The 22554-nt window shown below is 70.1% G+C and carries 18 protein-coding genes; 9 read left to right on the top strand and 9 right to left on the bottom strand.

Translation table 11 applies throughout. From position 1 onward, the window contains the following. The first annotated feature begins 162 nt into the window (after nucleotides 1–162). A complete protein-coding gene (locus ACIBCK_RS25060) occupies nucleotides 163–1407 on the top strand; it encodes a CapA family protein (RefSeq protein WP_399393673.1) in 1245 nt (414 codons plus the stop codon). A gap of 92 nt (nucleotides 1408–1499) precedes the next feature. Here ACIBCK_RS25060 and ACIBCK_RS25055 read toward each other — a convergent pair whose 3' ends face one another. Next, the gene (locus ACIBCK_RS25055; RefSeq protein WP_399393671.1) at nucleotides 1500–4424 is read right to left on the bottom strand and encodes a glycoside hydrolase domain-containing protein; all 2925 of its coding nucleotides are present in this window, start codon (nucleotides 4422–4424) and stop codon (nucleotides 1500–1502) included. 110 nt (nucleotides 4425–4534) lie between these two features. Between ACIBCK_RS25055 and ACIBCK_RS25050 the strand changes: the two genes are divergently transcribed. From ACIBCK_RS25050 to ACIBCK_RS25035, 4 genes are all read left to right on the top strand, one after another. Continuing rightward, complete coding sequence (locus tag ACIBCK_RS25050) at nucleotides 4535–5662, top strand: ROK family protein (protein WP_399393669.1); 1128 nt, start codon at nucleotides 4535–4537, stop codon at nucleotides 5660–5662. Nucleotides 5663–5814: 152 nt separating this feature from the next. Further along, nucleotides 5815–6816, top strand: a complete 1002-nt coding sequence (locus ACIBCK_RS25045) for an ABC transporter permease (RefSeq protein WP_399393667.1) — start codon at nucleotides 5815–5817, stop codon at nucleotides 6814–6816. Next, nucleotides 6813–7751, top strand: a complete 939-nt coding sequence (locus ACIBCK_RS25040) for a carbohydrate ABC transporter permease (RefSeq protein ID WP_399393664.1) — start codon at nucleotides 6813–6815, stop codon at nucleotides 7749–7751. Before ACIBCK_RS25045 ends, ACIBCK_RS25040 begins: the two co-directional genes overlap by 4 nt. Before the next feature lie 62 nt (nucleotides 7752–7813). Continuing rightward, complete coding sequence (locus tag ACIBCK_RS25035; protein WP_399393662.1) at nucleotides 7814–9445, top strand: extracellular solute-binding protein; 1632 nt, start codon at nucleotides 7814–7816, stop codon at nucleotides 9443–9445. A 4-nt stretch (nucleotides 9446–9449) separates the two neighbouring features. Here the strand turns inward: ACIBCK_RS25035 and ACIBCK_RS25030 are convergent, their stop codons facing one another. Both ACIBCK_RS25030 and ACIBCK_RS25025 read right to left on the bottom strand, forming a co-directional pair. After that, complete coding sequence (locus tag ACIBCK_RS25030; protein ID WP_399393953.1) at nucleotides 9450–10883, bottom strand: amino acid permease; 1434 nt, start codon at nucleotides 10881–10883, stop codon at nucleotides 9450–9452. Between the two features lie 123 nt (nucleotides 10884–11006). Beyond that, nucleotides 11007–11468 (bottom strand): universal stress protein, encoded by a 462-nt coding sequence (locus ACIBCK_RS25025; protein WP_367047186.1) that lies wholly within the window; start codon nucleotides 11466–11468, stop codon nucleotides 11007–11009. Nucleotides 11469–11576: 108 nt separating this feature from the next. Here ACIBCK_RS25025 and lysX point away from each other — a divergent pair, with 108 nt between their 5' ends. Continuing rightward, nucleotides 11577–14879, top strand: coding sequence for a bifunctional lysylphosphatidylglycerol synthetase/lysine--tRNA ligase LysX (lysX, locus tag ACIBCK_RS25020; RefSeq protein WP_399393660.1), 3303 nt, complete (start codon nucleotides 11577–11579; stop codon nucleotides 14877–14879). A gap of 105 nt (nucleotides 14880–14984) precedes the next feature. Next, the gene (locus ACIBCK_RS25015; RefSeq protein WP_399393658.1) at nucleotides 14985–15830 is read left to right on the top strand and encodes a polysaccharide deacetylase family protein; all 846 of its coding nucleotides are present in this window, start codon (nucleotides 14985–14987) and stop codon (nucleotides 15828–15830) included. A 51-nt stretch (nucleotides 15831–15881) separates the two neighbouring features. Here ACIBCK_RS25015 and ACIBCK_RS25010 read toward each other — a convergent pair whose 3' ends face one another. After that, complete coding sequence (locus tag ACIBCK_RS25010) at nucleotides 15882–16532, bottom strand: class F sortase (protein ID WP_399393951.1); 651 nt, start codon at nucleotides 16530–16532, stop codon at nucleotides 15882–15884. Between the two features lie 350 nt (nucleotides 16533–16882). Between ACIBCK_RS25010 and ACIBCK_RS25005 the strand changes: the two genes are divergently transcribed. Then, complete coding sequence (locus ACIBCK_RS25005; protein ID WP_399393949.1) at nucleotides 16883–17383, top strand: hypothetical protein; 501 nt, start codon at nucleotides 16883–16885, stop codon at nucleotides 17381–17383. A 239-nt stretch (nucleotides 17384–17622) separates the two neighbouring features. On the opposite strand, the gene ACIBCK_RS25000 is transcribed toward ACIBCK_RS25005, so the two are convergent. From ACIBCK_RS25000 to ACIBCK_RS24980, 5 genes are all read right to left on the bottom strand, one after another. Continuing rightward, a complete protein-coding gene (locus ACIBCK_RS25000; RefSeq protein ID WP_399393656.1) occupies nucleotides 17623–18186 on the bottom strand; it encodes a hypothetical protein in 564 nt (187 codons plus the stop codon). A gap of 587 nt (nucleotides 18187–18773) precedes the next feature. Next, complete coding sequence (locus ACIBCK_RS24995) at nucleotides 18774–18992, bottom strand: hypothetical protein (RefSeq protein WP_399393654.1); 219 nt, start codon at nucleotides 18990–18992, stop codon at nucleotides 18774–18776. A gap of 41 nt (nucleotides 18993–19033) precedes the next feature. Then, on the bottom strand, nucleotides 19034–19780 hold the full coding sequence (locus ACIBCK_RS24990; protein WP_399393653.1) for a nucleotidyltransferase domain-containing protein: 747 nt from the start codon (nucleotides 19778–19780) through the stop codon (nucleotides 19034–19036). 69 nt (nucleotides 19781–19849) lie between these two features. Then, nucleotides 19850–20614, bottom strand: coding sequence for a hypothetical protein (locus ACIBCK_RS24985; RefSeq protein WP_399393651.1), 765 nt, complete (start codon nucleotides 20612–20614; stop codon nucleotides 19850–19852). A gap of 14 nt (nucleotides 20615–20628) precedes the next feature. Next, entirely contained in the window at nucleotides 20629–21267 is a 639-nt protein-coding gene (locus ACIBCK_RS24980) for a hypothetical protein (protein ID WP_399393649.1), read from the bottom strand. 214 nt (nucleotides 21268–21481) lie between these two features. Here ACIBCK_RS24980 and ACIBCK_RS24975 point away from each other — a divergent pair, with 214 nt between their 5' ends. Continuing rightward, nucleotides 21482–22453, top strand: a complete 972-nt coding sequence (locus tag ACIBCK_RS24975) for an SCO0930 family lipoprotein (RefSeq protein ID WP_399393648.1) — start codon at nucleotides 21482–21484, stop codon at nucleotides 22451–22453. The last annotated feature ends 101 nt before the right edge of the window (nucleotides 22454–22554 follow it).

Below are 22554 nucleotides of genomic sequence, written 5' to 3'. Positions count from 1 at the left end.
CTCCGGTTTCGTCGCAGGTCGGAGCCGGTGTGTTCTTCGTGTCACATGGCCGGATGATTTAAGTCCTTTTCGGGGACTATGACGGCATTGCTGCTTGACTCGACAGTCTGTCCGAATGTGGATTCGTTTCGCCGAATATCCCCCATTCATGGAGCCTGGTCGATGACGCAGCGCACCCCGCAGAGAAAAGCCGTGCTGGCCGCGGTAATGATCGGAGCCACTCTCGCCGCGACCGCCGCCTGCACGGCGAATACGGAGCCCGGACAGGAACGGAAACCACAGCATCCGGGCGAAAGACACCAAGAAGGCGCCCGGGACGGTCAGCGGGACGCTCCGCCCCCGGCACCGTCGGCGGCCGGCGGCGGCCAAGACGCTCAGCGCCCCTTCACGCTCGTCGCCTCGGGGGACGTGCTCCCGCACTCCTCGATCATCGACAGGGCCAGCGCCGACGCGGGCGGCGACGGCTACGACTTCGTGCCGATGCTCAAGGGGGTCGAACCCGTCGTGTCCAAGGCGGACCTGGCGATCTGTCACATGGAGACGGTCTACGGCGAGGACGGCGACTACACCGGCTACCCCAGCTTCAAGTCGCCGCCCCACATCGCCCGCGCCCTCAAGGCCACCGGCTACGACTCCTGCTCCACCGCCTCCAACCACACACTCGACGACGGCGAAGCGGGGGTCAGCCGGACGCTGGGCGCGCTCGACAAGGCAGGCGTCAAGCACGCCGGCTCCGGCCGGACGTCCGCCGAGGGCAAGTCCCCCGCCTGGCTGAGCGCGGGCGGCGCGAAAGTGGCGCAGCTCGCGTACACGTACGGCACGAACGGCTATCCGCTGCCCAAGGACAAGCCCTGGACGGTCAACCTCATGGAGCGCGAGCGGATCATCGCGGACGCGCGCGACGCGCGGAAGGCGGGCGCGGACGTGGTCGTCGTCTCGGTCCACTGGGGCACGGAGTGGCAGGACGAGCCGGACAGCCGCCAGCTGAGCCTCGGCAAGCAGCTGACGGCGTCCCGCACGCACGGCCGCCCCGACATCGACCTCATCCTGGGCACCCACGCGCACGTCCCGCAGGCGTACGAGAAGGTCAACGGGACCTGGGTCATCTACGGCATGGGCGACCAGATCGCCGGCGACATGATCAACCACGAGGGCGCGAACGACCCGCGCGGCAACCAGGGCACGATCGGCCGCTTCACCTTCGCCCCGCCCGCGGCGTCCGGCGGACGCTGGAAGGTCGACAAGGCCGAGTTCATCCCCCAGTGGTTCAACACGGGCACGGGACGCGTGACCAACCTCAACACGGCGCTGGACAACGGCGAGGACGTCGCCGACATCCGCGACCGGATCCGCCGGATCGTCCTGAGCCGGGGCGCGGAGAAGGACGGCCTGGTGATGGGCAAGTAACACGGGCTTCGCCGACCGGCCACACCCGCAGGCGGAGCCCGCCGGGTGTGGCCGGCCCGAGGACGGAACCGGCCACACCCCCTCAGGCCGTCTCACCCGATCCGCACCAGCCACCCCCGCCCCGGCTCCACCCGCACCGCCTCACCCGCGGCGAATGCCCGCTCCGGCTGGAATCCCTCGATCGCGGGCGCGTACGCGGCGACGGGCCCCGAGGCCGCGGTGAGGACGACGTCCACGGGCTCGGAAGACCACGAGGCGAGCGCCGTCACGGTCCCTCCGGGCCCCTCCCACGTGGTGGCGAGGACATCGTCACGCCCGGTCCGTACCGGCGGCGCGACCGTGGCCCACCAGCCCGTCATCTCCGCCTCCGGGAGCCGGAGTCGGTCGAAGGCCCGCCACAAGGGCCGTACGTCCGTCATGGGCGCCCGCGCGGTCATCCCGAAGACGAGACCGCGCCAGGGATTCCCGCCGCCCTCCAGCATCTCGCCCATCAGACCGAAGGGAATGCCCGAGATCTCGACGAGCCAGTACGCGGGATCGGCGCCGGCTGACCCGTCCGCGCCGTCGTAGTCGAAGAGCTCCCCCAGCCAGAGCCGGTCGACGTAGGGCAGCAGCTCCGCGTAGAGATTGGCACTGGAGGCGAAACCGTCCGGCTCGCGGTACTGGTTGCAGGAGTGCAGGTCGACCAGCGGCGGCGTCTCACCGGATGCGGAGAGGGCCTTCCTGACCCGCTTCATGGTCGTCCGGTCGTACGCCACGTCGTCGAGGTAGAGCCCGTCGACGCCGACGACCCGCCGCAGCCGCTCGATGCCGCTCACATAGGAGTTGTGCCACCGCGAGTCGCCGGAGGTGACCACCGCGACGTCTCCCACGTCGGGAGCCACCCACCCGGGCACGTAGTCCCGGCCCAGATGCTCCCGCAGCCACGCGTGCCCGCCCCCGGGCCCGGACGCGAAGATCTCGTCGCCCAGCGCGGCGAGCACCGGCAACTCCGGTGTGTGGCGCGTCAGTTCGCGCACCGTGTCGTACACCTTGACCTGGATGCCGAGCCGGTGCGCCTCCTCGGTGTAGGAGCGCAGGGCGTCCGCGCCGAGGAGCGGGTCGTTGATGTACGGGTTGGGGGGCGTGGCGTGGTGCAGATTGGCGACGTTCGCGCCGTACTCGGCGATCTCCGTCGGCGATGCGTACGCGTGGAAGTAGCGCTCGGACAGTTGCCGCGCCGGGTCGAGCGGCTTGAACGGGGTCAGGAGCAGCCGGAACTCGAAGCAGCGGCTCTCGCCCGCGCGCAGCGCGAGCGGCCCGCTGAAGGCGCGGAGGCGACGCACCCCCTCGCTCGTCCGCAGCCGCACCCCGCCCGCCCCGTCCCCCGCCCAGGAGCGCGGGGTGCGCAGGGGCTTCTCGCGGTAGTAGTTGGTGTTGAGCGGCCGTGCGTAATGCTCGTCACGCAGACTCAGCTGAAGTCCCGCCGCCGGGTCGCCGAGCCAGAACGCGTCCTGGTTGCGGGTGGGCGTGTCCCACTCCCAGTCGAACGCCGCCGGACACGATCGGCCCGTCAGACCGAGCCCCATCGCGTACCGCGCGACCTCCTCGCGGACCGGCACGTCCAGCGTCACGTCGAGCTCGGTGTCGGCCGTCGCCTCGACGGTGGCGCGCACGACGAGGAATCCGTCGGCCTCCAACTCGCCCTCGGTACGCAGGAGTACGTCATCTCCCGCGGCCCGCGCCGACCAGCGCACCCGCGCCGGGCCCGGCCGTTCCATGCTGAGCGGCCCGTGTTCCAGTGGGCGGCCGATGTCCAGGGTGACGGGTGCGGCGAGCAGGTCGCGGGGCGGTCCGTCGGCGCGCGTGACGGTCGGCGTGAAGGTGGAGACCAGCCGCCGGGGGAGTCCTTCCGGGCCGAGCTCGACCGTGCGCCCGAGCAGCGTCAGGTGCTGCCCGCCCGCTTCGGCCGCCGCCGTCTCGACCGCGGTGAACGGCGCCACCGGTTCGTCGTCCTGCGCGAGCGTCGAGTCCAGCCACCCGAGGCGCGCGAGCCGCCACGGTTCACCGGCTCCGCGGTCGGTGACGACGTCCTGCCCGACGGTGAGGCGCAGCGGCAGTACGCGCTCCGGGACACCTGAAGCGCGGACGGCGATCTCCCCTTCGTACAGGCCGGATTGAGCGTCCTCGGGAATCTCCACGCCGAACCACAGCGCCCCCGCGCACCCTTCGCTGACCGAGACGTGCCGCTCGAAGGCCTGCCCGCGCGCGTCGACGCCGCCCGTGCTGAGGCACCGTACGGCGAAGGGAAGCCCACGGATCTCGGCGCGTAGGTCCGCCAGCTCCTGGAGCGCGTACACGCCGGCCTGCACCGCGTAGAACTCCCCGCGGTCGGCCGTGACGTCGAGCGGAGCGAAGGGGGTGGCCAGGGCCCAGCGGGCCGGGAGGTGTTCGTAGCGGCCGAGCGGATGGGCGCGGTCCTCGCCGAAGAGGAGGAAATGCTCGTCGCCGTGCGCCTGTTGAACACGGCAGCGCTCGTCGTCCGTCGCCGCGAAGCCGAGCGGCGCGAAGGAGTCGACCGCGCTCGCCGCCTCGTAGCCGAAGGCCTCGGCGCGCGGCAGCTTCTCCCACCCGAAGGCTTCGTGCAGGCCGCAGCGGTGCACCCAGCCGGGGTCCGCCGTCCGCGTCGGGGGCCGGTAGGCGGCCTGCGGATAGTAGGGCTTGCCCGTATGCGCGTACGGGAGATAGTGCACGGCGTAGGCTCCGGGGCCGTCCACCGGCTCGAAGGCGATGCGCCCCGCCGCGGCCGTGACCTCCACGGCGAGGGTGTTGCGCACGCGCTCCCCGGAGGGCCCGACCACGATCACGTCCACCGCCGCGGGGTCCGGGTCCTGGCGCCGCCACGGCAGTTCGGCCGCCACGGCCGGGGCCGTGCTGTCGGTGGCGGCGGCTCGTACGAGAATGCGGTGGTTGCCGTAGACATCGCTGTCCCAGGAGCCGATCCCGCATGCCAGCTCCGGATGACCGGTCTCACCCATCTGTGCTCCCCCAAGGGCGCTATTTATTAGGTAAGTTTCTCAATCGCTCCGGGTCACACTGGAGATCAACCGATCGCGCTGTCAAGGGGGACGCCTTGAATCGGGGAGACATGAGCGGGGACCCGTCACTGCTGCGCCGCCTGAACGCGGCCGCCGCCCTGCGCGTGCTGCGCGAGCGGGATGAGATGACCGTGCCCGAACTGGCCACGCTCATCGGGGTGTCACGGCCCACGGCCCAGGACCTCACGGCCCAGCTCCTGCGCGAGGGCCGCCTGGTGGAGCTGACGCCGGGCAGCGGCAGCGTGGGCAGGCCGGCCCGCAGGTTCCGCTTCCGGGCCGAGGCCGCCCACGTCCTCGGCGTGGACATCGGCGCGCACAAGATCCTGGTGCACGCCGCCGACCTGCTCGGCCGCACCGTGGCCACCCAGCGCGTCGCCGTCACGCCCGGACTCCCGGCGGACCGGCGCCTGGACGCCGTCCGCGAGGCGATCGCGGGCTGCCTCGCGCAACCCGCCGCGGCGGATGTGCGCCCGCTGGCGACCGGCGTCGGCACCAGCGGCATGGTGGATGCCGCGGGCCGGGTGGTGGAGAGCGACTCGCTGCCCCAGTGGACGGGCGTCGACCTGACCCGCGAACTCGCCGACCCGGCCCACGGACCCGTCGTCGTGGGCAACGACATCCAGCTCGCGACCCTCGCCGAGTGCACCGGGGGAGTGTCGGTGGGAGCGGGCGACTGCGTGTACCTCTACGTCGGCAACCGCCTCGGCATCGGCCTGTGGCTCCGCGGCACGCTGCACCGCGGACACAACGGCGCGGCGGGCGAGATGGTCGCAGGGGACGGCTGGGCGCGGTGCTACCAGCGGCTTCTCGACTGGTTCGCGGGGCACGACGGCGCGGACAGGCCGACCCGCGAGAACGCCGCCCGCGCCGTGGTGACCGCCGCCGCGGCGGGCGACGGCGGCGCCAGGTACACCCTGCGTGCCTTCGCCGAAGGTCTCGCCGACAGCCTGGCCCGCCACGTCGCCGTGCTCGACCCGCAGTCGGTCGTGCTCGGCGGCGGCATCTCCCGCGCGGGCGCCCTGCTCAGCGAGCCGTTCGCGGCTCGGCTCGGCGAGCTCTGCCCCTACCGGCCGACCGTCCAAACCTCCGTACTCGGCGAGGAATCCACCGCAATCGGGGCAGCTCGTCTCGCACTGGAACACATCGACCACGCCGATCGGAAAAGTCCAACTCTCTAGGACCGGCAGGTGGTTGACGAGCGCGAGTCACGCTTCGATGATGTGGCTCTCTTTCGGCAAGTTGGCTTCTTAATCGGCCGGCTCTCGACGGCCGTCCCGGCTGTCGGCTGCCGTTTTACTGTTCCGTCGTGCCGCCAGGCCAGGGAGTACGTGTGACATCCCCAGCAACGCAACGCAGGCCACGAGCCGCGTCGCCGCCACCGTCCGTGTCGGATCCCAAGTCCCCGAACCCGCCGCGCCACCGGCGCGTACCGCTCCGCGTCCGACTGCGGAACAACTGGGTGATGCTCGCCCTCATGGCCCCGGGCCTGCTCTTCTTCCTGTTCTTCTTCTACGTTCCGATGCTCGGCAACGTCATCGCCTTCCAGGACTACCAGCCCTTCATCGGCTTCAAGGACAGCCCGCTGGTCGGTCTCGCCAACTTCCAGGAGCTCTTCGCGGACCCGGCGTTCTGGGAAGCGGTCCGCAACACCCTCGCCTTCGCCGCGCTCCAGCTGATCTTCTTCTTCCCGGCGCCACTCGCCCTCGCCCTGCTCATCAACAGCCTGGTCAGCCCGCGCATCAAGAAGTTCGTGCAGAGCGTCGTCTATCTGCCGCACTTCATCTCCTGGGTCCTTGTCGTCGCGCTCTTCCAGCAAGTACTGGGCGGCGCGGGACTGTTCAGCAACTACCTGCGCGACCACGGCATGTCCGCCCTGGACGTCATGACCGACCCCAGCACTTTCTCCCTCCTCATCACCGGCCAGGTGATCTGGAAGGACATCGGCTGGGGCATGATCATCTACCTGGCGGCCCTCGCGAGCGTCGACCAGAGCCTGTACGAGTCGGCGGCCGTCGACGGCGCCGGACGCTGGCGCCGCATGTGGCACGTCACCCTGCCCGCCGTGCGCGGCGTCACGATCATGCTCCTGGTGCTGCGCCTCGGTGACGTCCTGTCCGTCGGCTTCGAGCAGTTCCTGCTCCAACGCGATGCGGTCGGGGCCCGCGCCTCGGAAGTCCTCGACACGTACATCTACTACCACGGCGTCGTCTACGGCGACTGGGGCGTCGGCGCCGCCGCGGGCCTGGTCAAGGGCGTCGTCGGGGCCCTGATGATCTACGGCGCCAACAAGGTCGCCCACGCCTTCGGAGAGCACGGGGTGTACAGCAAATGAGCAGCTTCGGATTCCCCCTGCGTTCCCCGCGGCCCCGCGGGCAACGGCCCCGCGAGGAGCGGCCCGCCTGGGAAGAGCCGCCGACAAAGATCGGCTCGACCGCCAAGGCCATCGTCATCACCGTCATCTGCGCCGTGATGATCCTGCCCTTCCTCACGGTCCTCTCCACGAGCCTCGCCTCCCGCGAGGAGATCACCGAAGCGGGCGGCTTCGTGCTCTTCCCCACGGACCCGACCCTGGAGGCGTACGAGACGATCCTCTCCGGCGGCATCGTCTCCCGAGCCGTCGTCGTCAGCGTCCTGATCACGCTCGTCGGCACGGCACTCTCGCTCCTGACGACGATCGCGCTCGCGTACGGCCTCAGCAAACGCGGCGTCCCCGGCAGCAAGCCGATCCTCCTGATGGTGCTCTTCACCCTCCTCTTCGTGCCGGGCATGGTGCCCATGTACGTGGTGGTCAAGGAGCTCGGACTCCTCGACTCCTACTGGTCGTTGATCCTCCCGGTCATGATCAACGCCTTCAACCTCGTCGTCCTGCGCGCGTTCTTCATGAACATCCCCGAGGAGCTCTACCAGGCGGCACGGATCGACGGCGCGGGCGACTGGCGGATCCTGACCCGTATCGTCCTTCCGCTCTCCAAGGGCGTCGTAGCCGTCGTCGGCCTCTTCTACGCGGTGACGTACTGGAACGCGTTCTTCAACGCCATGCTCTACCTCAACGACTCAGGCAAGTGGCCCATCCAGCTGGTCCTGCGCACGTACGTCGTCCAGGGCAAGTCCATCTCGGGCGACCAGCTGGGCGTCAGCCACATGCCGCCGCAGCAGTCGATCTCGATGGCCGTCGTCATGATCGCGCTCATCCCGATCCTGCTGCTCTACCCGTTCCTGCAGAAGTACTTCACCAAGGGCGTGCTCACCGGCGCCATCAAGGGCTGAACTCCCTTTTCCCGGAAACTTCTCGCTCCCTGACACCCTTTGCGGAGATTCCCATGACAGGCATGTCCCGACGCACTTTCCTCAGCCTCTCGACCGCGGTCGCGGCGGGCGCGGCGGCCACCTCCCTGACGGGCTGCGGCTCGGGTGCGAAGAAGACGGGCGAGGCGGCGTCGTCGAAGGTGAAGCTGCCTTCGTACGTCCCCTTCAGCAAGGTCAAGCCCGATCTGCCGCCGAACGCGAAGGGGTTGTCGGCGGGGTTCCTCTCGTACCCCAAGGAGCTGGTGCGCAGCGTCCCGAAGACTCCCGGCGACGGCTCGAAGATCACGATGCTGACGGAGATCTGGACTCAGCCGCCGCTGCCCAAGGACTCCAACGCGTACTGGAAGAAGGTCAACAAGGAGCTCGGCGTCGACCTCACGGCGATCCTGGGCACCGACCCTGGCTACGAGGAGAAATTCTCCGCGACCATCGCAGGCGGCAACCTGCCCGACCTGCTCTGGATACCACCCAACCAGGGCATCCAGCACATCGCCGAGCTGCTTGAGGCCAAGTGCGCGGACATCACCGAGTACGTCTCGGGTGACGCGGTGAAGAAGTACCCGAACCTCGCCGCGATGACTCCCGCGCACTGGAAGACGGCTGTCGTCAACGGCAAGATCTGGGGTGCGCCCGTCCCGTACCCCGCGTTCGGCCAGGTCTACGCGGGCAACCCCAAGGTCTGGGAGAAAGCCGACGGGATCCAGGCGACAAGCCCGGAGGAGTTCCTCGCCAAGTGCAAGGAGGTCACCGGCGGCAAGGTCTGGGCCCTGGAGCCGATCTACGTCAACGCGGCCAGCGTCCTGAGCCAGTGCTTCGGCGCCCCCAACAAGTGGCGGCAGAACAAGGACGGTTCGCTGACCTGGTTCCAGGAGACCGACGAGTACGAGGAAGCGCTCAACTTCGTGCTCAAGCTGAAGAAGGCGGGCGTCTTCTATCCCGGCAACCCCAAGATGGCCGACGCGTACATCAAGATGGCGCAGGGCTCCATCGGCGCCACTGTCCACGCCAACCCCTACAACGCGCGCCAGGAGATCCGTGTCCAGGACCCGTCACTGGCTGCCGAGATCATGATCCCGTTCGCCGCGGGAGGCAACAAGCCCAACCACCACTACCACCTCGGCACCATCGGCTACACCGCCATCAAGAAGGGCGACGAGAAGCGGGTGCGCATGCTGCTGGAGGTGCTCAACTACCTGGCGGCGCCGTTCGGCAGCAAGGAGCGCGAGTTCCTCGAGTACGGCACCGAGGGCGAGGACTTCACGTTCGACGAGAACGGCTTCCCGGATCGTACGAAGACGGGCAAGCAACAGGTCGAGGGCCTCTACAGCGGTCTGCAGACCTCGACGACCTCGCCTTTCGCGCTCATCGCCTCCAGCTTTCCCGGAAGCGACCGTGCGCAGGACGTCAAGGACGTGTATGCCGCCGAGCAGAAGCTCATCGAGACCGCTATCCGCAACCCCGTGGTCGGCCACTACTCGGACGCGTACACGCAGCATTACGGCCGCATGGACACCGAGTCACGGGACCTCGTCAACGACATCGTCAGCGGCCGCAAGAAGCTCAGCGAATGGAAGCCTTTCTGGGCGGAGTGGCGGAACAGGGGAGTGGAACAGATGGCACGAGAGTTCCAGAAGTCGATCGAGCAGAGCGCTTGATCCGCTAGGGCGCGGTGTCGCGCACGTCGGTCTTCGCCAACTCCGACTTCCGATACGAGTAAGCGAAGTAGATGACAAGACCGACCGCGAACCACACCGCGAACCGCGCCCACGTCTGCCACTGCAGGAACGTGATCAGCCAGATGGAGAAGACGACCCCGATGGCGGGTACCACCGGCATCCAGGGACAGCGGAACGAACGCGGCAGGTCGGGCTGCTTGTAGCGCAGCACGATCACCGCCACGCACACCACGATGAACGCCAACAGGATGCCGATGTTGGTCAGTTCGGCCGCCTCGCCGATCGGCAGGAAACCGGCGATGGCGGCCGATGCGAACCCGACGATCCACGTCACCCGGGTCGGCACGTGCCGGGTCTTGTGCGTCTTGGCGAACCACTTCGGCAGCAGCCCGTCACGCGACATGCTGAACCAGACGCGCGTGACGCCCAGCATGAAGGTGAACATCACGGTGAGGATGCCGATGATCGCGCCGACCGCGATGACATCGGCGAGGCCGCCGAGGCCCACCGACTTGAACGCGGTGGAGAACCCGCTCTCCGGGTCGATGTCCTTGTAACCCTGCATGCCCGTGAGGACGAGACAGGCGAGGACGTACAGGACCATCGAGATCGCGAGCGAGTAGAGGATCGCCTTCGGCATGTGGCGCTGTGCGTCCTTGGACTCCTCGGCGGCCGTGCTCATGGCGTCGTAGCCGAACACGGCGAAGAAGACCGTGGCCGCGCCCGTGAACGCCCCGCTGACGCCGAAGGGGAAGAACGGCTCGTAGTTGCCGGTGTTGATGTGGAAGAACCCGACCGCGATCACCACGAGGACGACGATGACCTTGAGGACGACCACGACCATCTCGAAGCGTGCGGCGTTCTTGATGCCGAGCGTCAGCAGATAGGCGATGAGCAGGCACAGCACCGCGGCGAACAGGTCCACCTTGTGGCCGTCGCCGGTGCCCGGCGCGCCCAGCATCCAGTTGGGCAACGAGGCGCCCATGTCCTCCAGCAGGAAGTTGAAATAGCCGGAGATGCCGATCGCGACCACCGCCACGATCGCCGTGTACTCCAGGAGCAGGTCCCAGCCGATGAACCAGCCCGTGAGCTCGCCGAGCACCACATAGCCGTAGGTGTACGCCGACCCCGCCTTCGGGATCAGGCCCGCGAACTCGGCGTACGAGAAGGCCGCCGCCGCGCTCGCGATTCCGGCGATGAGGAAGGAGATGAGGACGGCGGGTCCGGCCGTGCCGTTGGCCACCGTCCCGGCGAGGGTGAAGATGCCGGCGCCGATGATGCCGCCGACGCCGATCGCGGTGAGCTGCCAGAGGCCGAGCGAGCGGGACAGCCCACCCTCCGCTCCGGCCTCTGTCTCGTCGATGTGTTCGATGGGCTTGCGGCGCATGACGCCGTGCCCCATCCGGAGTCCCGCCATGAGCTCCACCTTCTCGCGGACGTCGGTCGGCTGATGGCGGATCATGATGGCGCAGGCGTGAGCATGACGGAAGACGCCACACCCCTCGAAGGCGTGACGGTTCAGCAGTCTGGCGGCTGTGGGCTACGGAACCACGGTGACGGGCCAGCGGCCCGCCTTGACGAGGCGTACGGCGACCGAGCCGACGATCCGGTGGCCCGCCTGCTCGGAGGCGCCGACGACCACGGCGTCCGCCTTGAGGTCGTCCGCCGCGGTGACCAGACCGCTGTACGGGTCGCCGCGGAAGGTGTGGAACTCCCAGCGGACGTCGAATATGTCCTTCACCCGCTCGGCCGCGTCTCTGATCTCGGTGATCAGAGACTCGGCGATCTCGTCGGTCGCCTCGGCCACCGGGGCGCCCAGCGCGGCGCCCGCGGCCATCACCGGCTGGATGTAGACGACGGCGAGCAGGGCACGCTGTCGCCGGGCAAGGCCTCCGGCATATGCCGCGGCCCTGAGCGAGGAGTCCGAGCCATCGACTCCGACGACGATCACCTTCGGGCCGTCGGTGCCGCGTTCGAACTGGTGGGAGTGGTCTTCAGTCACAGCCGAGAGGTTAACGGAGAGCGCTGTTCCCGTTGAGGGCGCCCACGGCCGGGGCGGCACGCTCCCGCTCGACGGGCGGCACCGGCCGACCCTTCCTAGGGTCGATCCATGAGCACCAGCGTGGAGAGCCCGAGGACCGCGCAGCCGCAGCGCGCGAGCGACCGCTTCCTCAGACGGGTGCCGGAAGGGTTCGCCGCCTTCTTCGGCGCCCTCGGCCTCTTCTGCGCGATCCTCGCGGTCATCGCCCCGCTGCGCCACCTCCTGCGCCCGGTGGTCCACGTCCTTGGCCTGCTCACGGTCCCGGTCAGCCCCAACCTCGCGTACGCCGTCTTCCTCTTCCTTCTCGCCGCGGCCACAGCGGCCCGCAAGAAGGTCGCATGGTGGCTGGTCATCGTCTATCTGGGGCTGCTCCTCGCCTTCGACGTGCTCGGCATCGCCCTCGGCTACTGGGCGGACTCGCTCCCCTCGCTGATCGTCTGCGGCGTCGCCTTCGCCCTCCTGGTCCTGGCCCGCAAGGAGTTCTCCGCGGACTCCCGCCGCGGCGCCGTCCGGCGGGCCGTCCTCGTGCTCGTCGCGGGCCTCGCCGTGGCGATCCTGGTCGGCTGGGGGCTCGTCGCGCTCTTCCCGGGTACGCTGCCGCGCGGCGAGGCCCTGCCGTGGGCGGCGAACCGTGTCTGCGGCGGGCTCTTCACCGGCCACGACTACTTCGACGGGAGGCCCCCGCACACCCTGCACTTCTGGTTCGGCCTCTTCGGCGCCCTCGCCCTCCTGAACGCCGCCGCCACGCTCTTCCGCTCCCAGCGCATGGAAGCCGCCCTGCACGGCGACGAGGAACCCCGCATCCGCGCACTCCTCGGCACGTACGGCGCCCAGGACTCCCTCGGCTACTTCGCCACCCGGCGGGACAAGGCCGTCGTCTTCTCACCCAGCGGCAAGGCCGCCGTCACCTACCGCGTCGAGGCCGGCGTCTGTCTGGCCAGCGGCGACCCCGTGGGCGACCGCGAGGCCTGGCCGCACGCCATCGGTGCCTGGCTGGACGTGGCCCGGCAGTACGCCTGGGCGCCCGCCGTCATGGGTGCGTCCGAGGAGGGCGCCACCGCGTACGCCCGCTCCGGGCTCGGCGCGCTCCAGCTCGGCGACGAGGCGATCCTGCACGTCGCGGGCTTCGATCTGGACGGCCGTGACATGCGCGTCACGCGGCAGGCGGTGAACCGCGTCCGCCGTACCGGCGCCACCACCCGCATCCGCCGCCACTCCACCCTCACCGACGAGGAGATGGAGGCGATCGTCGACAAGGCGGACGCCTGGCGGGACACCGAGACCGAGCGCGGCTTCTCCATGGCGCTCGACCGCCTCGGCGACCCCGAGGACGGCGACTGCCTGCTCGTCGAGGCCCTCGACGCCGACGGGCGGCTCATCGCCCTGCTCTCCCTCGTCCCCTGGGGCAAGGACGGCATCTCCCTGGATCTGATGCGCCGCGACCGGGCCACCGCGCCCAACGGCGTCATGGAGTTCATGGTCGCCGAACTCTGCGCGGGTGCGGGCAAGTTCGGGGTGCGCCGCATCTCCCTGAACTTCGCCGTGTTCCGCTCGGTCTTCGAGGAAGGCGCCCGCATCGGAGCAGGGCCCGTCCTGCGGCTGTGGCGCAAGCTGCTGCTCTTCTTCTCCAAGTGGTGGCAGCTCGAAGCGCTCTACCGCTCCAACGCGAAGTACCACCCCGAGTGGTATCCGCGCTTCATCTGTTACGGGGACGCGGGCGCACTCGCCCGGATCAGCCTCGCGTCGGGCATCGCCGAAGGCTTCGTCTCCGTGCCCTCGCTGCGCAAGCTCTGGGGCAAGGGCCGACGCTCCAAGGGCGTCACCAAGCCCACCAGTACGGCGGGCCTGCCGCCGATCTCCGCCCTCGGCCTCGCGGGCCACGGGGATGCCACGGACGCCGACCCCTTGGCAGCACTCTCCGACCAGGTCCGCATCCGTCACCGCAAGCTCGACGGGCTGCGCGCCGACGGCGTCGACCCCTACCCCGTGGGCATCCCGCCGCGCACCCACACCCTCGCCGACGTGACACCCGCCCTGGCGGGGGAGGAGGTCACGGTCGCGGGCCGCGTCATGCTCGTACGCGACTTCGGCGGGGTCGTCTTCGCCGTCCTGCGCGACTGGTCGGGCGACCGCCAACTCGCCCTGACCCGGGACCGGTCGGGACCCGGCGTCCTGGACCGCTTCGCCTCCGGAACCGACATCGGCGACCACATCACCGCCACCGGCACGGTCGGCGCCAGCGACAAGGGCGAGCTCACCGTCTTCGTCACCGGCTGGCAGCTCACCGGCAAGTGCCTGCGCCCGCTGCCCGACAAACGCCGCGGCCTCGCCGACCCCGAGGCCAAGGTCCGCCGCCGCTACCTCGACCTGGTCGCGAGCCCCGGCGCCCGCGACGTCGTCCGGGCCCGCTCCACCGCCGTACAGGCCCTGCGCCAGGGGCTTTTGGACCGCGGCTATCTGGAGGTCGAGACCCCGATGCTCCAGCAGATCCACGGCGGCGCCAACGCCCGCCCCTTCACCACCCACATCAACGCCTACGACCTCGACCTCTATCTGCGCATCGCGCCCGAGCTGTATCTGAAGCGGCTCTGCGTCGGCGGCATGGAGAAGGTCTTCGAGATGGGCCGCACCTTCCGCAACGAAGGCGTCTCCTACAAACACAACCCCGAGTTCACGATGCTGGAGGCCTACCAGGCGTTCGCCGACTACGACGTGATGCTCGACCTCACCCGCGAGCTCATCCAGGGCGCCGCCACCGCCGCCTTCGGCGCGCCCATCGCCCGCAAGGCGGACGCGGAAGGCCGGCTCACCGAGCACGACATCTCAGGGCCCTGGCCGGTCAAGACCGTCTACGGCGCGATCTCCGAAGCCCTCGGCGACGAGGTCGACGCGGGCACCCCGCTCCCTGCGCTGCACCGGCTCTGCGACCGCGCGGACGTCCCGTACAAGCCCGAGGACGGCCGGGGTGACGTCGTCCTGGAGATGTATGAGCGCCTCGTCGAGGAGAAGACGCAGCTGCCCACCTTCTACAAGGACTTCCCGACCGACGTCTCCCCGCTGACCCGGCAGCACCGCACCGATCCGCGCCTGGCCGAACGCTGGGACCTGGTCGCCTTCGGGACCGAACTGGGCACTGCCTACTCGGAGTTGACCGACCCCGTCGAGCAGCGCCGCCGCCTCACCGCGCAGTCGCTGCTCGCCGCCGGGGGAGACCCGGAGGCGATGGAGCTTGACGAGGACTTCCTCGACGCCCTGGAGTACGCGATGCCGCCCACCGGCGGGCTCGGCATCGGCGTCGACCGTCTCGTCATGTTCCTCACCGGCCTGACGATCCGGGAGACGCTGCCCTTCCCGCTCGTACGGCGCCGCTGATCTCCTCCCGTCCCTCCTCGGTTCTGCTGGTCCCATCGGGTGCTTTCGAGGCCCGCCGAGGTGTTGCTGGTCCTCCCTGGCCTTCCGCCATGCGACGGATTAGTAATGAAAAAGGATCAGATGACTCCAGGGCGGCGCGCACTCCTGCGCGGCGCCGCTGTCTTCGGTCTGGCCGCGGCCGCGGGGTGTTCCGGCACGGAGCGGCCGACGACCCCAGGGCCCACGGCTCCCAGTGGTGCGGCGGCCGGTGGCCCGCCCGCCGCACGTGCCCTCAAGCCCTCCGCGTACCGCCTGCAGCCCATGGCGGGCCAGGGCCCGCCGCACGCCGCGCGCGCCCTGCCCCGCGTCCGCAGGAAGCCGATCCTGCGCATGGACGGACAGGGCCGCAGCATGTTCCTGACCTTCGACGACGGCCCGGACCCCCGCTACACACCGGGCATCCTGCGCACCCTGCGCGAGTACGACGTCCGCGCGACGTTCTTCGTCTGCGGCGAGATGGCGGTCGACAACAAGGATCTGCTGCGAGAGATGGCCGACGACGGGCATCTGATCGGCAACCACACCTGGACACATCCGCTGCTCCCGAAGATGAGCCGGAGCGCGATGCGCGAGGAGATCGAGCGCACCTGCGAGGTCGTCGAGGATGCCGTGGGCGAACCCCCCGCCTGGTTCCGCGCCCCCTACGGGGCCTGGAACCGCAACGCCTTCCAGCTCGGCGCCGACCTGGGCATGGAGCCGCTCGCCTGGACCGTGGACACCCTGGACTGGACCGAGCCGGGCACCGCCTCGATCATCCGGCGCGTACGGGCCGGCGCGGGGCCCGGAGTCGTGGTGCTCTCGCACGACGCGGGCGGCGACCGCTCCCAGAGCGTCGAGGCCCTGCGGACGTATCTGCCCGAACTCATCGATGGGGGCTACCGGATCACCGTGCCGAGCCGCTACGGCATGTAGGAGCGTGTTTCGCCCGCCCGGTGTCACCGTGTTCCGCCGACGCCTTCGTCGTCAGCGCACGTCCACCAGGCGGGCGAAAGCGACGACGTTCCCGTCGTAACCGGACCGCTTGGAGAAACCGCCGCCGCAGGTGATGACGCGCAATTCCGGGGCTCCCTTGTCGCTGTACACGCGACTGCCCGGGAAATTGTTCTTCTCGAACACTTCGATTCCATAGATCTCGAAAACCGCGGTCTTGCGGTCCCTGCGCAGGATTTCGACGCGATGCCCCTTTTCCAGCGAGCCGAGGCCGTAGAAGACAGCGGGACCCTGCTGATTGTCCACGTGGCCGACGATCACGGACGTGCCCTTCTCACCCGGCGAGACGGCGCCGGTGAACCAGCCGGCGAGGTTCGGGTCCTCCGGCGGCGGTGCGTCCACCCAGCCGTCCTCGTCTAGCCCGACCGGCATGACCGGCGCGTCCACCCGGATGCCCTTGATCCCCACGCGCTCGGCGGGGGAGAAGGTCAGCGGCGTGACGACCTTCCCCTCAGGGGCCCGGTCCGCCGCGGCGGCCGACGCGGGCTGGGGCGGACCCACGTCGAATTCCCCTGAGCCATTCCGGATCAGCGCGAGGCCCGTCAGCAGGACAAGCGCCATCGCGCCCCACGGCGCGCGCTTCCGCTGCGGTTCCTCTTCATCGGCCGGCTGGGACGAAGGCATTCTCTGATCCCCTCTCAACGCGGCATTCGAACCGCGTCCGTTGCGCATACAAGAACGCTAAGCGCGGCGCACGTGACGGGCGACAGAGCGGGAGCGAACGGGTGGCGCCCATACCGGGCATGCGCCATATGAGTCGCGGTCCGCAGGAAATTTCTGACGGTCCGTGACCTGCGGCAATATCCGCAGTTGCGTTCGCGCTTCGGCGTGTCGCCTCACCAGGACGGCCGAGCGCCGAAATGCGGGTCTGTGCAGGGCAACTGAGGGTCTGTTTGGGAGGCGCTCTCGCCGATCGACCGGGGACGGTTACCCCGGGGCGTCTTCCGCGGAGGAATCACATGCGTACTTCTCGTATGCGCACCACTCGTGCCCTCGCGGTCGCCGTCACCGCGGGTGCCGTCGTCGGCCTCGCCGCCCCGACGGCATCGGCCTGGGCCGATCCGTCCAACATCGTCGCCATGCCGAGCGTGATCCCCCGCGGGGGACAGCTGACGGTCACGGTCGACGGCACGGCCTGCCACACCCCTGGCAGCAAGGTCACGTCGAACGCCTTCCCCGACACGAAGCTGCGGACCATGGGCGGCGGCACGGCCAGCGCGAACCCCATGGTCTACCACCACGCGAGCCCCGGGGCGCACAGCATCACCGTGCACTGCGGCGGCAAGACCCTCACCAAGCCCGACGCGTTCACCGTCATCCACGGCGGGGTCCGCGGTGGTCTCGGCGGCAGCAGCAACGCCGGGGCGACCGGCACCGACATGGCGATCGGCGGGGCGCTGGTGACCGTCGCCCTGGTCGGCGGCGGGGTGTTCTGGATGCGCCGCCGTTCGGAGAACGCGGGGCGCGGCCTCTGACCGCACGCTCCCGTCACCGGCACGCCCGTCACTCGCACGTCGGGTTGCCCGCACGTCAGGTGTGAACCGTTCCGCCTTCCTGGCCGGCGCGCCCCCCTTCCGCGCCGGCCGGGCGGCGGTTCGTGCCCACCCGCATGCACCCGCATGCCGCCGCCCGGATGCCCCGCTGAGCACAGCGGGGCATCCGGGCGGCGACATGCGAAGGGGAGGGGGCACGGGGGTCGGGTGAGGAGACCGGGTCAGGAGTTGCCGTTGTCGTCCCCGGTGCGGCGACGCGTCCAGTAGTACGCGGTGCCGATCGTCCCCACGATCAGGGCGCCCCCGAGGGCGATCTCATGCAGATCGAACCCGCCGAGGCTGCCACCGACGCCGGCCTTGACGCCGTGGCGGACCGGGGCGGTCGGATGGTGGGTGGGGTGGTGCGTGGGCTGGTGGGTGGGGCGGCCCGTGGCGATGGTGAGGTCCGTCGTCCCCTTCTCGCCCTTGCAGTCGAAGGTCACCTCGTACATCGCGCCCGGTTTGGCGTCCTCGAAGACCGTCGCGGTGGCCGACTGCTGGCCCTGGGGTATCTGGGCATCGTTGAAGACACCGGAGGTGACGGTCGTGTTCCCCTCGCAGCCGTCCACACTGAGGGTGACCTGGCCGCCTGCGGCGATGGTGGACGGCTCGACGCGGAAGCCGAACGAAGTGATGTTGTTGTTCGTGTCGTTCTCGTCCGCGAAGGCGGTGGTGGCGCCGGCGGTGGTGAGGGTCAGGGTGCCGGCAGCGAGCAGAGCGGCCGAGGCGACGCGTATCGCGCGCATGATGATTCCTCCGGGTCCCCGAGGAGCAGCCGCGGACCTTCTTCCGCTTTCACCTGATATGCACCTCGATGCCAAAACGCTAAGCACCCCCCACCCCACCCGCGACGCCAGCCGCGCGAACGGGGCAACGGTGTGGGCCGGACAGGGGAACGGGGCGGGGTGTCGTGGGGTGGGTTCGGGGGTGCGTGGGGGGTGGGGTGTAGAGGGGGCGACCGCTTCGCCTCGGGCGAGTCGGCGAGAGGGCTGGACGCCCGGGGGTGAAGGCGGCTCTCGCCGGCGTAGCTGGCCGGCCGGTGGTGCTGCGACGGTCTACGGGGTCGCTCGGGAGTGCTGCCTTGCGTTGCTCGTCGTGTGGCCGTCGTACCGGAGTGGCAGCACGCACCCGGCGCCGCCAGCCGGCCTCAACGGAGCGTGACCACCCCGCACCGAGGTGGCCCGTCGACCACCGAAGCACGGCGCACGCCCCGCGGCACTTGATGCTCCTGATGCGCCCGCCTGTCCGGCGGCAGCGGATGACCGCGTCCAACTGGCGCCTCCCGAGCGTCAGTTCGGGCCGACAGCGGGTGCTGGCCCCGGCGTGGAAGGGCTCAGGAGTCCTTGGTCCACACATGTGCCCCGCCGCCGCGCCACTCCACCAGGTGCGGGTCGTCCAGGGCCATGTCGGCGTCGCCGAGGCCCGCGCGGCGTAGGAACTCCACCAGGTCGCGGTCGTCGCGCGCGACGCCGACGGCCTGCCCGCGCACGGTGATCCGCCGTCCGCCGTCGGCGGTGGGCGGGTGGACGATGATGGGTGTCTGCCAGGTCATGACCCAAGAGTGCGCCGCGCGGAGCCGCCGCGCAGCACGGTTTACGGACCTGTGTGCGAAGCCGGTGGAGCGCAGCCGGGGTATCCGCTGCGGTGGTAGCCCTCCCAGAGGCGCCCGCCGGACGGCGCGAGCACCTCGTCCACCAGCGCGACGAGACCCGAGGTCTTGCCTTCCAGCGCCCTGCGCGTGACCGCTTCGAGCTCGGTGGAGAAGCCCGGCCGCACCTCGTCCGCGCGCCGCGCCAGCCACTTTCCACCGCCCAGCCACGCCCCCGTACGCAGAAGGACGAACTCGCCGAGCCGCCGGGCGATCTCGGTGGCGATGAACAGGCGCTCGCCGACGTGCGCGCACCCGGCCAGGTCGTCGAGGAGGTCGGTGAGTGCGTAGCGCCGGTCCTCCAGTTCCGCCGCGCTCACCTCGGGCGGCCCAGCCGCCATCAACTCCCGCGCGCTGTGGCGGAGTCGGGCACCCGTACCGTCCCGGTCCACGATCACGACACCGTCGGCGCACATCGACAACAGCGGCGAGCTCCGCCGCGGAATCTCCCTGCGCACGAACCACCACCAGCTCGCCTCGCTGTGCACGTACACCTCGGCCGGCCACGCGCCGAACCGCAGGCTGGAGCGGGACGGCTCCCGCTCACCGGCCAGCACCACCACGACATCCAGATCGGAGTACGGGGTACGCCGCGCCGTCACCGCGCTCCCGCCGAGAAACGCCGCCAGCGCGTCGGGGTGTCGCGCCTGCACCAACTCCGCTGCGGCGCGCGTGGGTTCGAAGATCTCCATGACTCAACTGTGCCGCACCGGACGGCGCGTCGGCCCCGCCCGTGCCGTACGGGCGGGGCCGCGCTCTCCTCATTTCCCGAGATCACCGAACAGTTCGCGGAACGGCTCCGGAGTCGCCGCCATGCCGCGGCTGTACGGCGCGTCGAAGTCCCAGATGAGGAAGAGCAGGAAGGCGATCAAGGCCGAGAACAGCCCCGCGAGGATGAGCTCGCGCGGAGTGCGGCGGATCTGCAGGGCGAAGATCATGCCGACGGTGACGAGACCGCCCGTGATCAGGCCGAACCAGACCACACCCGGCATCGTGGCCCCGGCGCTGTCACCACGGGAGCTGCGCGCGTCGGCGACGGCCGCGACCGCGTCGACGAGCGGCTGGTAGGCCTGCGCCTCGAAGTCGGACTTGGGGTGGTAGTCGGTGACGTCATGGCGTACGCGGGCGAGGAGTTGGCTGCCGCGGTCGGTGAGTTCGCCCCGGTCGGCCATGACGTCCCACTCGGTGGTGACGACATGGCTGGCGTACGCCTCCACGTCCGTACGGATGCGTTCACGCACGTCGGCCGGATACACCCGCGCACGCTCCGACACCTCGTGCAACGCCTGGGCCTCGCTGTGCACATGGTCCTGGGCGACGCTGCGGGCCTCCCAGACACCGGCGATGGCGAGACCGAGCACGATGGCGTACACCACGCCGATCATCATCGTCATGTACTCGATGACGTCCGGAGTCTCCGAAGCGTCGTAATCCGGGCTCGTCCTGCGGTGCCGCAGGAAGGTGACGACGAGGACGACGCCGCACGCGGCCGCCATCGCGAGGGTGAGAACAAGCCATTCCGACATGGGACCTCCGACGGTCAGCGAGGCCGCAGCGCGGCGACGGCGAGCACCGCGGGCGCGGTGATGAGCAGGGTGAGCGAGACCAGGGACGGGCCGCTGCGGGGCGGCGTCCTGCGTGGCGAGGCGCGGTAAGCGGGGTAACTCACCGGCTTCGGCGTGACCTTGGGGGGAATGCTGGGAGTCGGCTTCGGGCTCGGAGGCGGGGGCGGCGGTGGCGGCGCGGGCTCAGGAGGGGCCGGGCGCGCGGGCGGTGGCGGTGGCGGCGGGGGAGGCGGCGGCTCGGGCGCCGGCGGCTCCGGACGAGGCGGAGGCGGCGGCGCCGGAGCGGGCGGCGGCGGAGGTGGTGGAGGCGGCGGAGGCGGAGGCTTCGGGCGGCGCGTGGGGCCCGCTCTGCAGACCACTCCGTCACCCGCGACGGCCACGGCGTCACCGCCGGAACCGTCACCGATCGAGGCGTAGCCGCAGTTGTCGGCGGGCGCGATGGCGGGCGCGATGGCGGGCGCGATGGCGGGCGCGACGGCGAGTGCCGCGGGCGCGATGGCCGGCGCCGCGGCGAAGGCGGTGGCCGGTACCGCGGCAGCCGCCGGCGCACCGAGCAGCCAGGCCAGCACGAGCAGCGCCGGTAAGCGTGTGACCAGGCCGGACGAGGCCCTCATGGATCCATACACGTCAGGGATCATGGGCAGCATGTCGCCCTGCCACGCCGATGCCGCCCTCTTGTGACCCGAAGGGAGGAGACGCCGGGCGCGAGCTTGACGAACAAAAGAATCTTGACCGCCGATTGAACGCACCGGCCGTCCCCGCCCGTACCTAGGGCCATGCGTGACGCACTCAGCGGCGCGATACCCCAAGCAACAGCGGGAGTTACAGATGAAGACCTGGCGGAGCGCCTCACTCGTAGCGACAGCTGCGGCCATGCTGGCGCTGACGACGGCGTGCGGTCAGGACAAGGGGGACCAGTCGCCGAACGGACAGAACGTCGGCAACCAGGCCCCGGCCAAGTCGGACGGGTACGGGGCAGGTGACGGATACGGCGCCGACACCGGCGACGCGAAGGAAGGCGCGGGCAAGGCGAAAGCGGCCGGTCAGCTCGCCGTCTGGGACAGCAAGAAGCTCGGCAAGGTCGTCACCGACAGCGAGGGCCGCACGCTCTACCGCTTCGACAAGGACACCGCCCAGCCCCCCAAGTCGAACTGCGACGGCGCCTGCGCCACGACGTGGCCCGTCGCGGCCCCCGAGGGCGCGGCGCCCCCGCCCGGCGTGGACAAGTCCCTGCTCGGCGAGGTCACCCGCTCCGACGGCAGCAAGCAACTGACCATCGACGGCTGGCCGATGTACCGCTACGCCAAGGACACCAAGGCGGGCGACGCCAAGGGCCAGGGTGTGGGCGGCACTTGGTACGCCGCCGCCCCCGACGGCAAGAAGGCAGCGCCTGCCGCCGACGAGGCCGAACCCCCGGCCGAGACCGCACCCGTCGACCCCGCGGGGCTCTCCACCCGCAAGGACCCCAAGCTCGGGGAGATCGTCGTCGACAAGAACGGCATGACCGTCTACCGCTTCACCAAGGACTCCGCCTGGCCGATGAAGTCGGCGTGCACCGGCGCCTGCCTGGAGAAGTGGCCGGTGGTTCCGCCCGTCGACAAGAACGACACCAAGGGAATCCTCAAGAAGGGGTTCGTCGTCTTCGACCGCCCCGACGGACAGCGCCAGCAGACGATCGACTGCTGGCCTATGTACACCTTCGCCGGTGACAAGAAGCCCGGCGACACGAACGGACAGGGCGTGGGCGGCACTTGGTACGCCGCCGGCCCCGACGGAAAGCCTGTCGGCGCCCCGAAGTAGACGTACCGGAAATAGACGTACGGGAAATAGAGGTACAGAAGCAGTCGGCGCCGAAGGGCAAGTGCGAAGAAGAACTCAGCCAGAAGGGAGGTCAGTCGGAG

Origin of the sequence: Streptomyces sp. NPDC051218 (assembly GCF_044455475.1) — a bacterium.
Taxonomy (GTDB): Bacteria; Actinomycetota; Actinomycetes; order Streptomycetales; family Streptomycetaceae; genus Streptomyces.
This window is presented reverse-complemented; position numbering and strand designations above follow the sequence as displayed.

What these genes read in the sequence shown, in the direction of transcription:
- ACIBCK_RS24980 (WP_399393649.1), bottom strand. Translation starts at nt 21,267, where the DNA reads ATGAGGGCCTCGTCCGGCCTGGTCACACGCTTACCGGCGCTGCTCGTG.
- ACIBCK_RS25050 (WP_399393669.1), top strand. Translation starts at nt 4,535, where the DNA reads ATGAGCGGGGACCCGTCACTGCTGCGCCGCCTGAACGCGGCCGCCGCC.
- ACIBCK_RS25010 (WP_399393951.1), bottom strand. Translation starts at nt 16,532, where the DNA reads ATGCCTTCGTCCCAGCCGGCCGATGAAGAGGAACCGCAGCGGAAGCGC.
- ACIBCK_RS25040 (WP_399393664.1), top strand. Translation starts at nt 6,813, where the DNA reads ATGAGCAGCTTCGGATTCCCCCTGCGTTCCCCGCGGCCCCGCGGGCAA.
- lysX (WP_399393660.1), top strand. Translation starts at nt 11,577, where the DNA reads ATGAGCACCAGCGTGGAGAGCCCGAGGACCGCGCAGCCGCAGCGCGCG.
- ACIBCK_RS25060 (WP_399393673.1), top strand. Translation starts at nt 163, where the DNA reads ATGACGCAGCGCACCCCGCAGAGAAAAGCCGTGCTGGCCGCGGTAATG.
- ACIBCK_RS24990 (WP_399393653.1), bottom strand. Translation starts at nt 19,780, where the DNA reads ATGGAGATCTTCGAACCCACGCGCGCCGCAGCGGAGTTGGTGCAGGCG.
- ACIBCK_RS25005 (WP_399393949.1), top strand. Translation starts at nt 16,883, where the DNA reads ATGCGCACCACTCGTGCCCTCGCGGTCGCCGTCACCGCGGGTGCCGTC.
- ACIBCK_RS25000 (WP_399393656.1), bottom strand. Translation starts at nt 18,186, where the DNA reads ATGCGCGCGATACGCGTCGCCTCGGCCGCTCTGCTCGCTGCCGGCACC.
- ACIBCK_RS25030 (WP_399393953.1), bottom strand. Translation starts at nt 10,883, where the DNA reads ATGGCGGGACTCCGGATGGGGCACGGCGTCATGCGCCGCAAGCCCATC.
- ACIBCK_RS25055 (WP_399393671.1), bottom strand. Translation starts at nt 4,424, where the DNA reads ATGGGTGAGACCGGTCATCCGGAGCTGGCATGCGGGATCGGCTCCTGG.
- ACIBCK_RS25035 (WP_399393662.1), top strand. Translation starts at nt 7,814, where the DNA reads ATGTCCCGACGCACTTTCCTCAGCCTCTCGACCGCGGTCGCGGCGGGC.
- ACIBCK_RS24975 (WP_399393648.1), top strand. Translation starts at nt 21,482, where the DNA reads ATGAAGACCTGGCGGAGCGCCTCACTCGTAGCGACAGCTGCGGCCATG.
- ACIBCK_RS24985 (WP_399393651.1), bottom strand. Translation starts at nt 20,614, where the DNA reads ATGTCGGAATGGCTTGTTCTCACCCTCGCGATGGCGGCCGCGTGCGGC.
- ACIBCK_RS24995 (WP_399393654.1), bottom strand. Translation starts at nt 18,992, where the DNA reads ATGACCTGGCAGACACCCATCATCGTCCACCCGCCCACCGCCGACGGC.
- ACIBCK_RS25015 (WP_399393658.1), top strand. Translation starts at nt 14,985, where the DNA reads ATGAAAAAGGATCAGATGACTCCAGGGCGGCGCGCACTCCTGCGCGGC.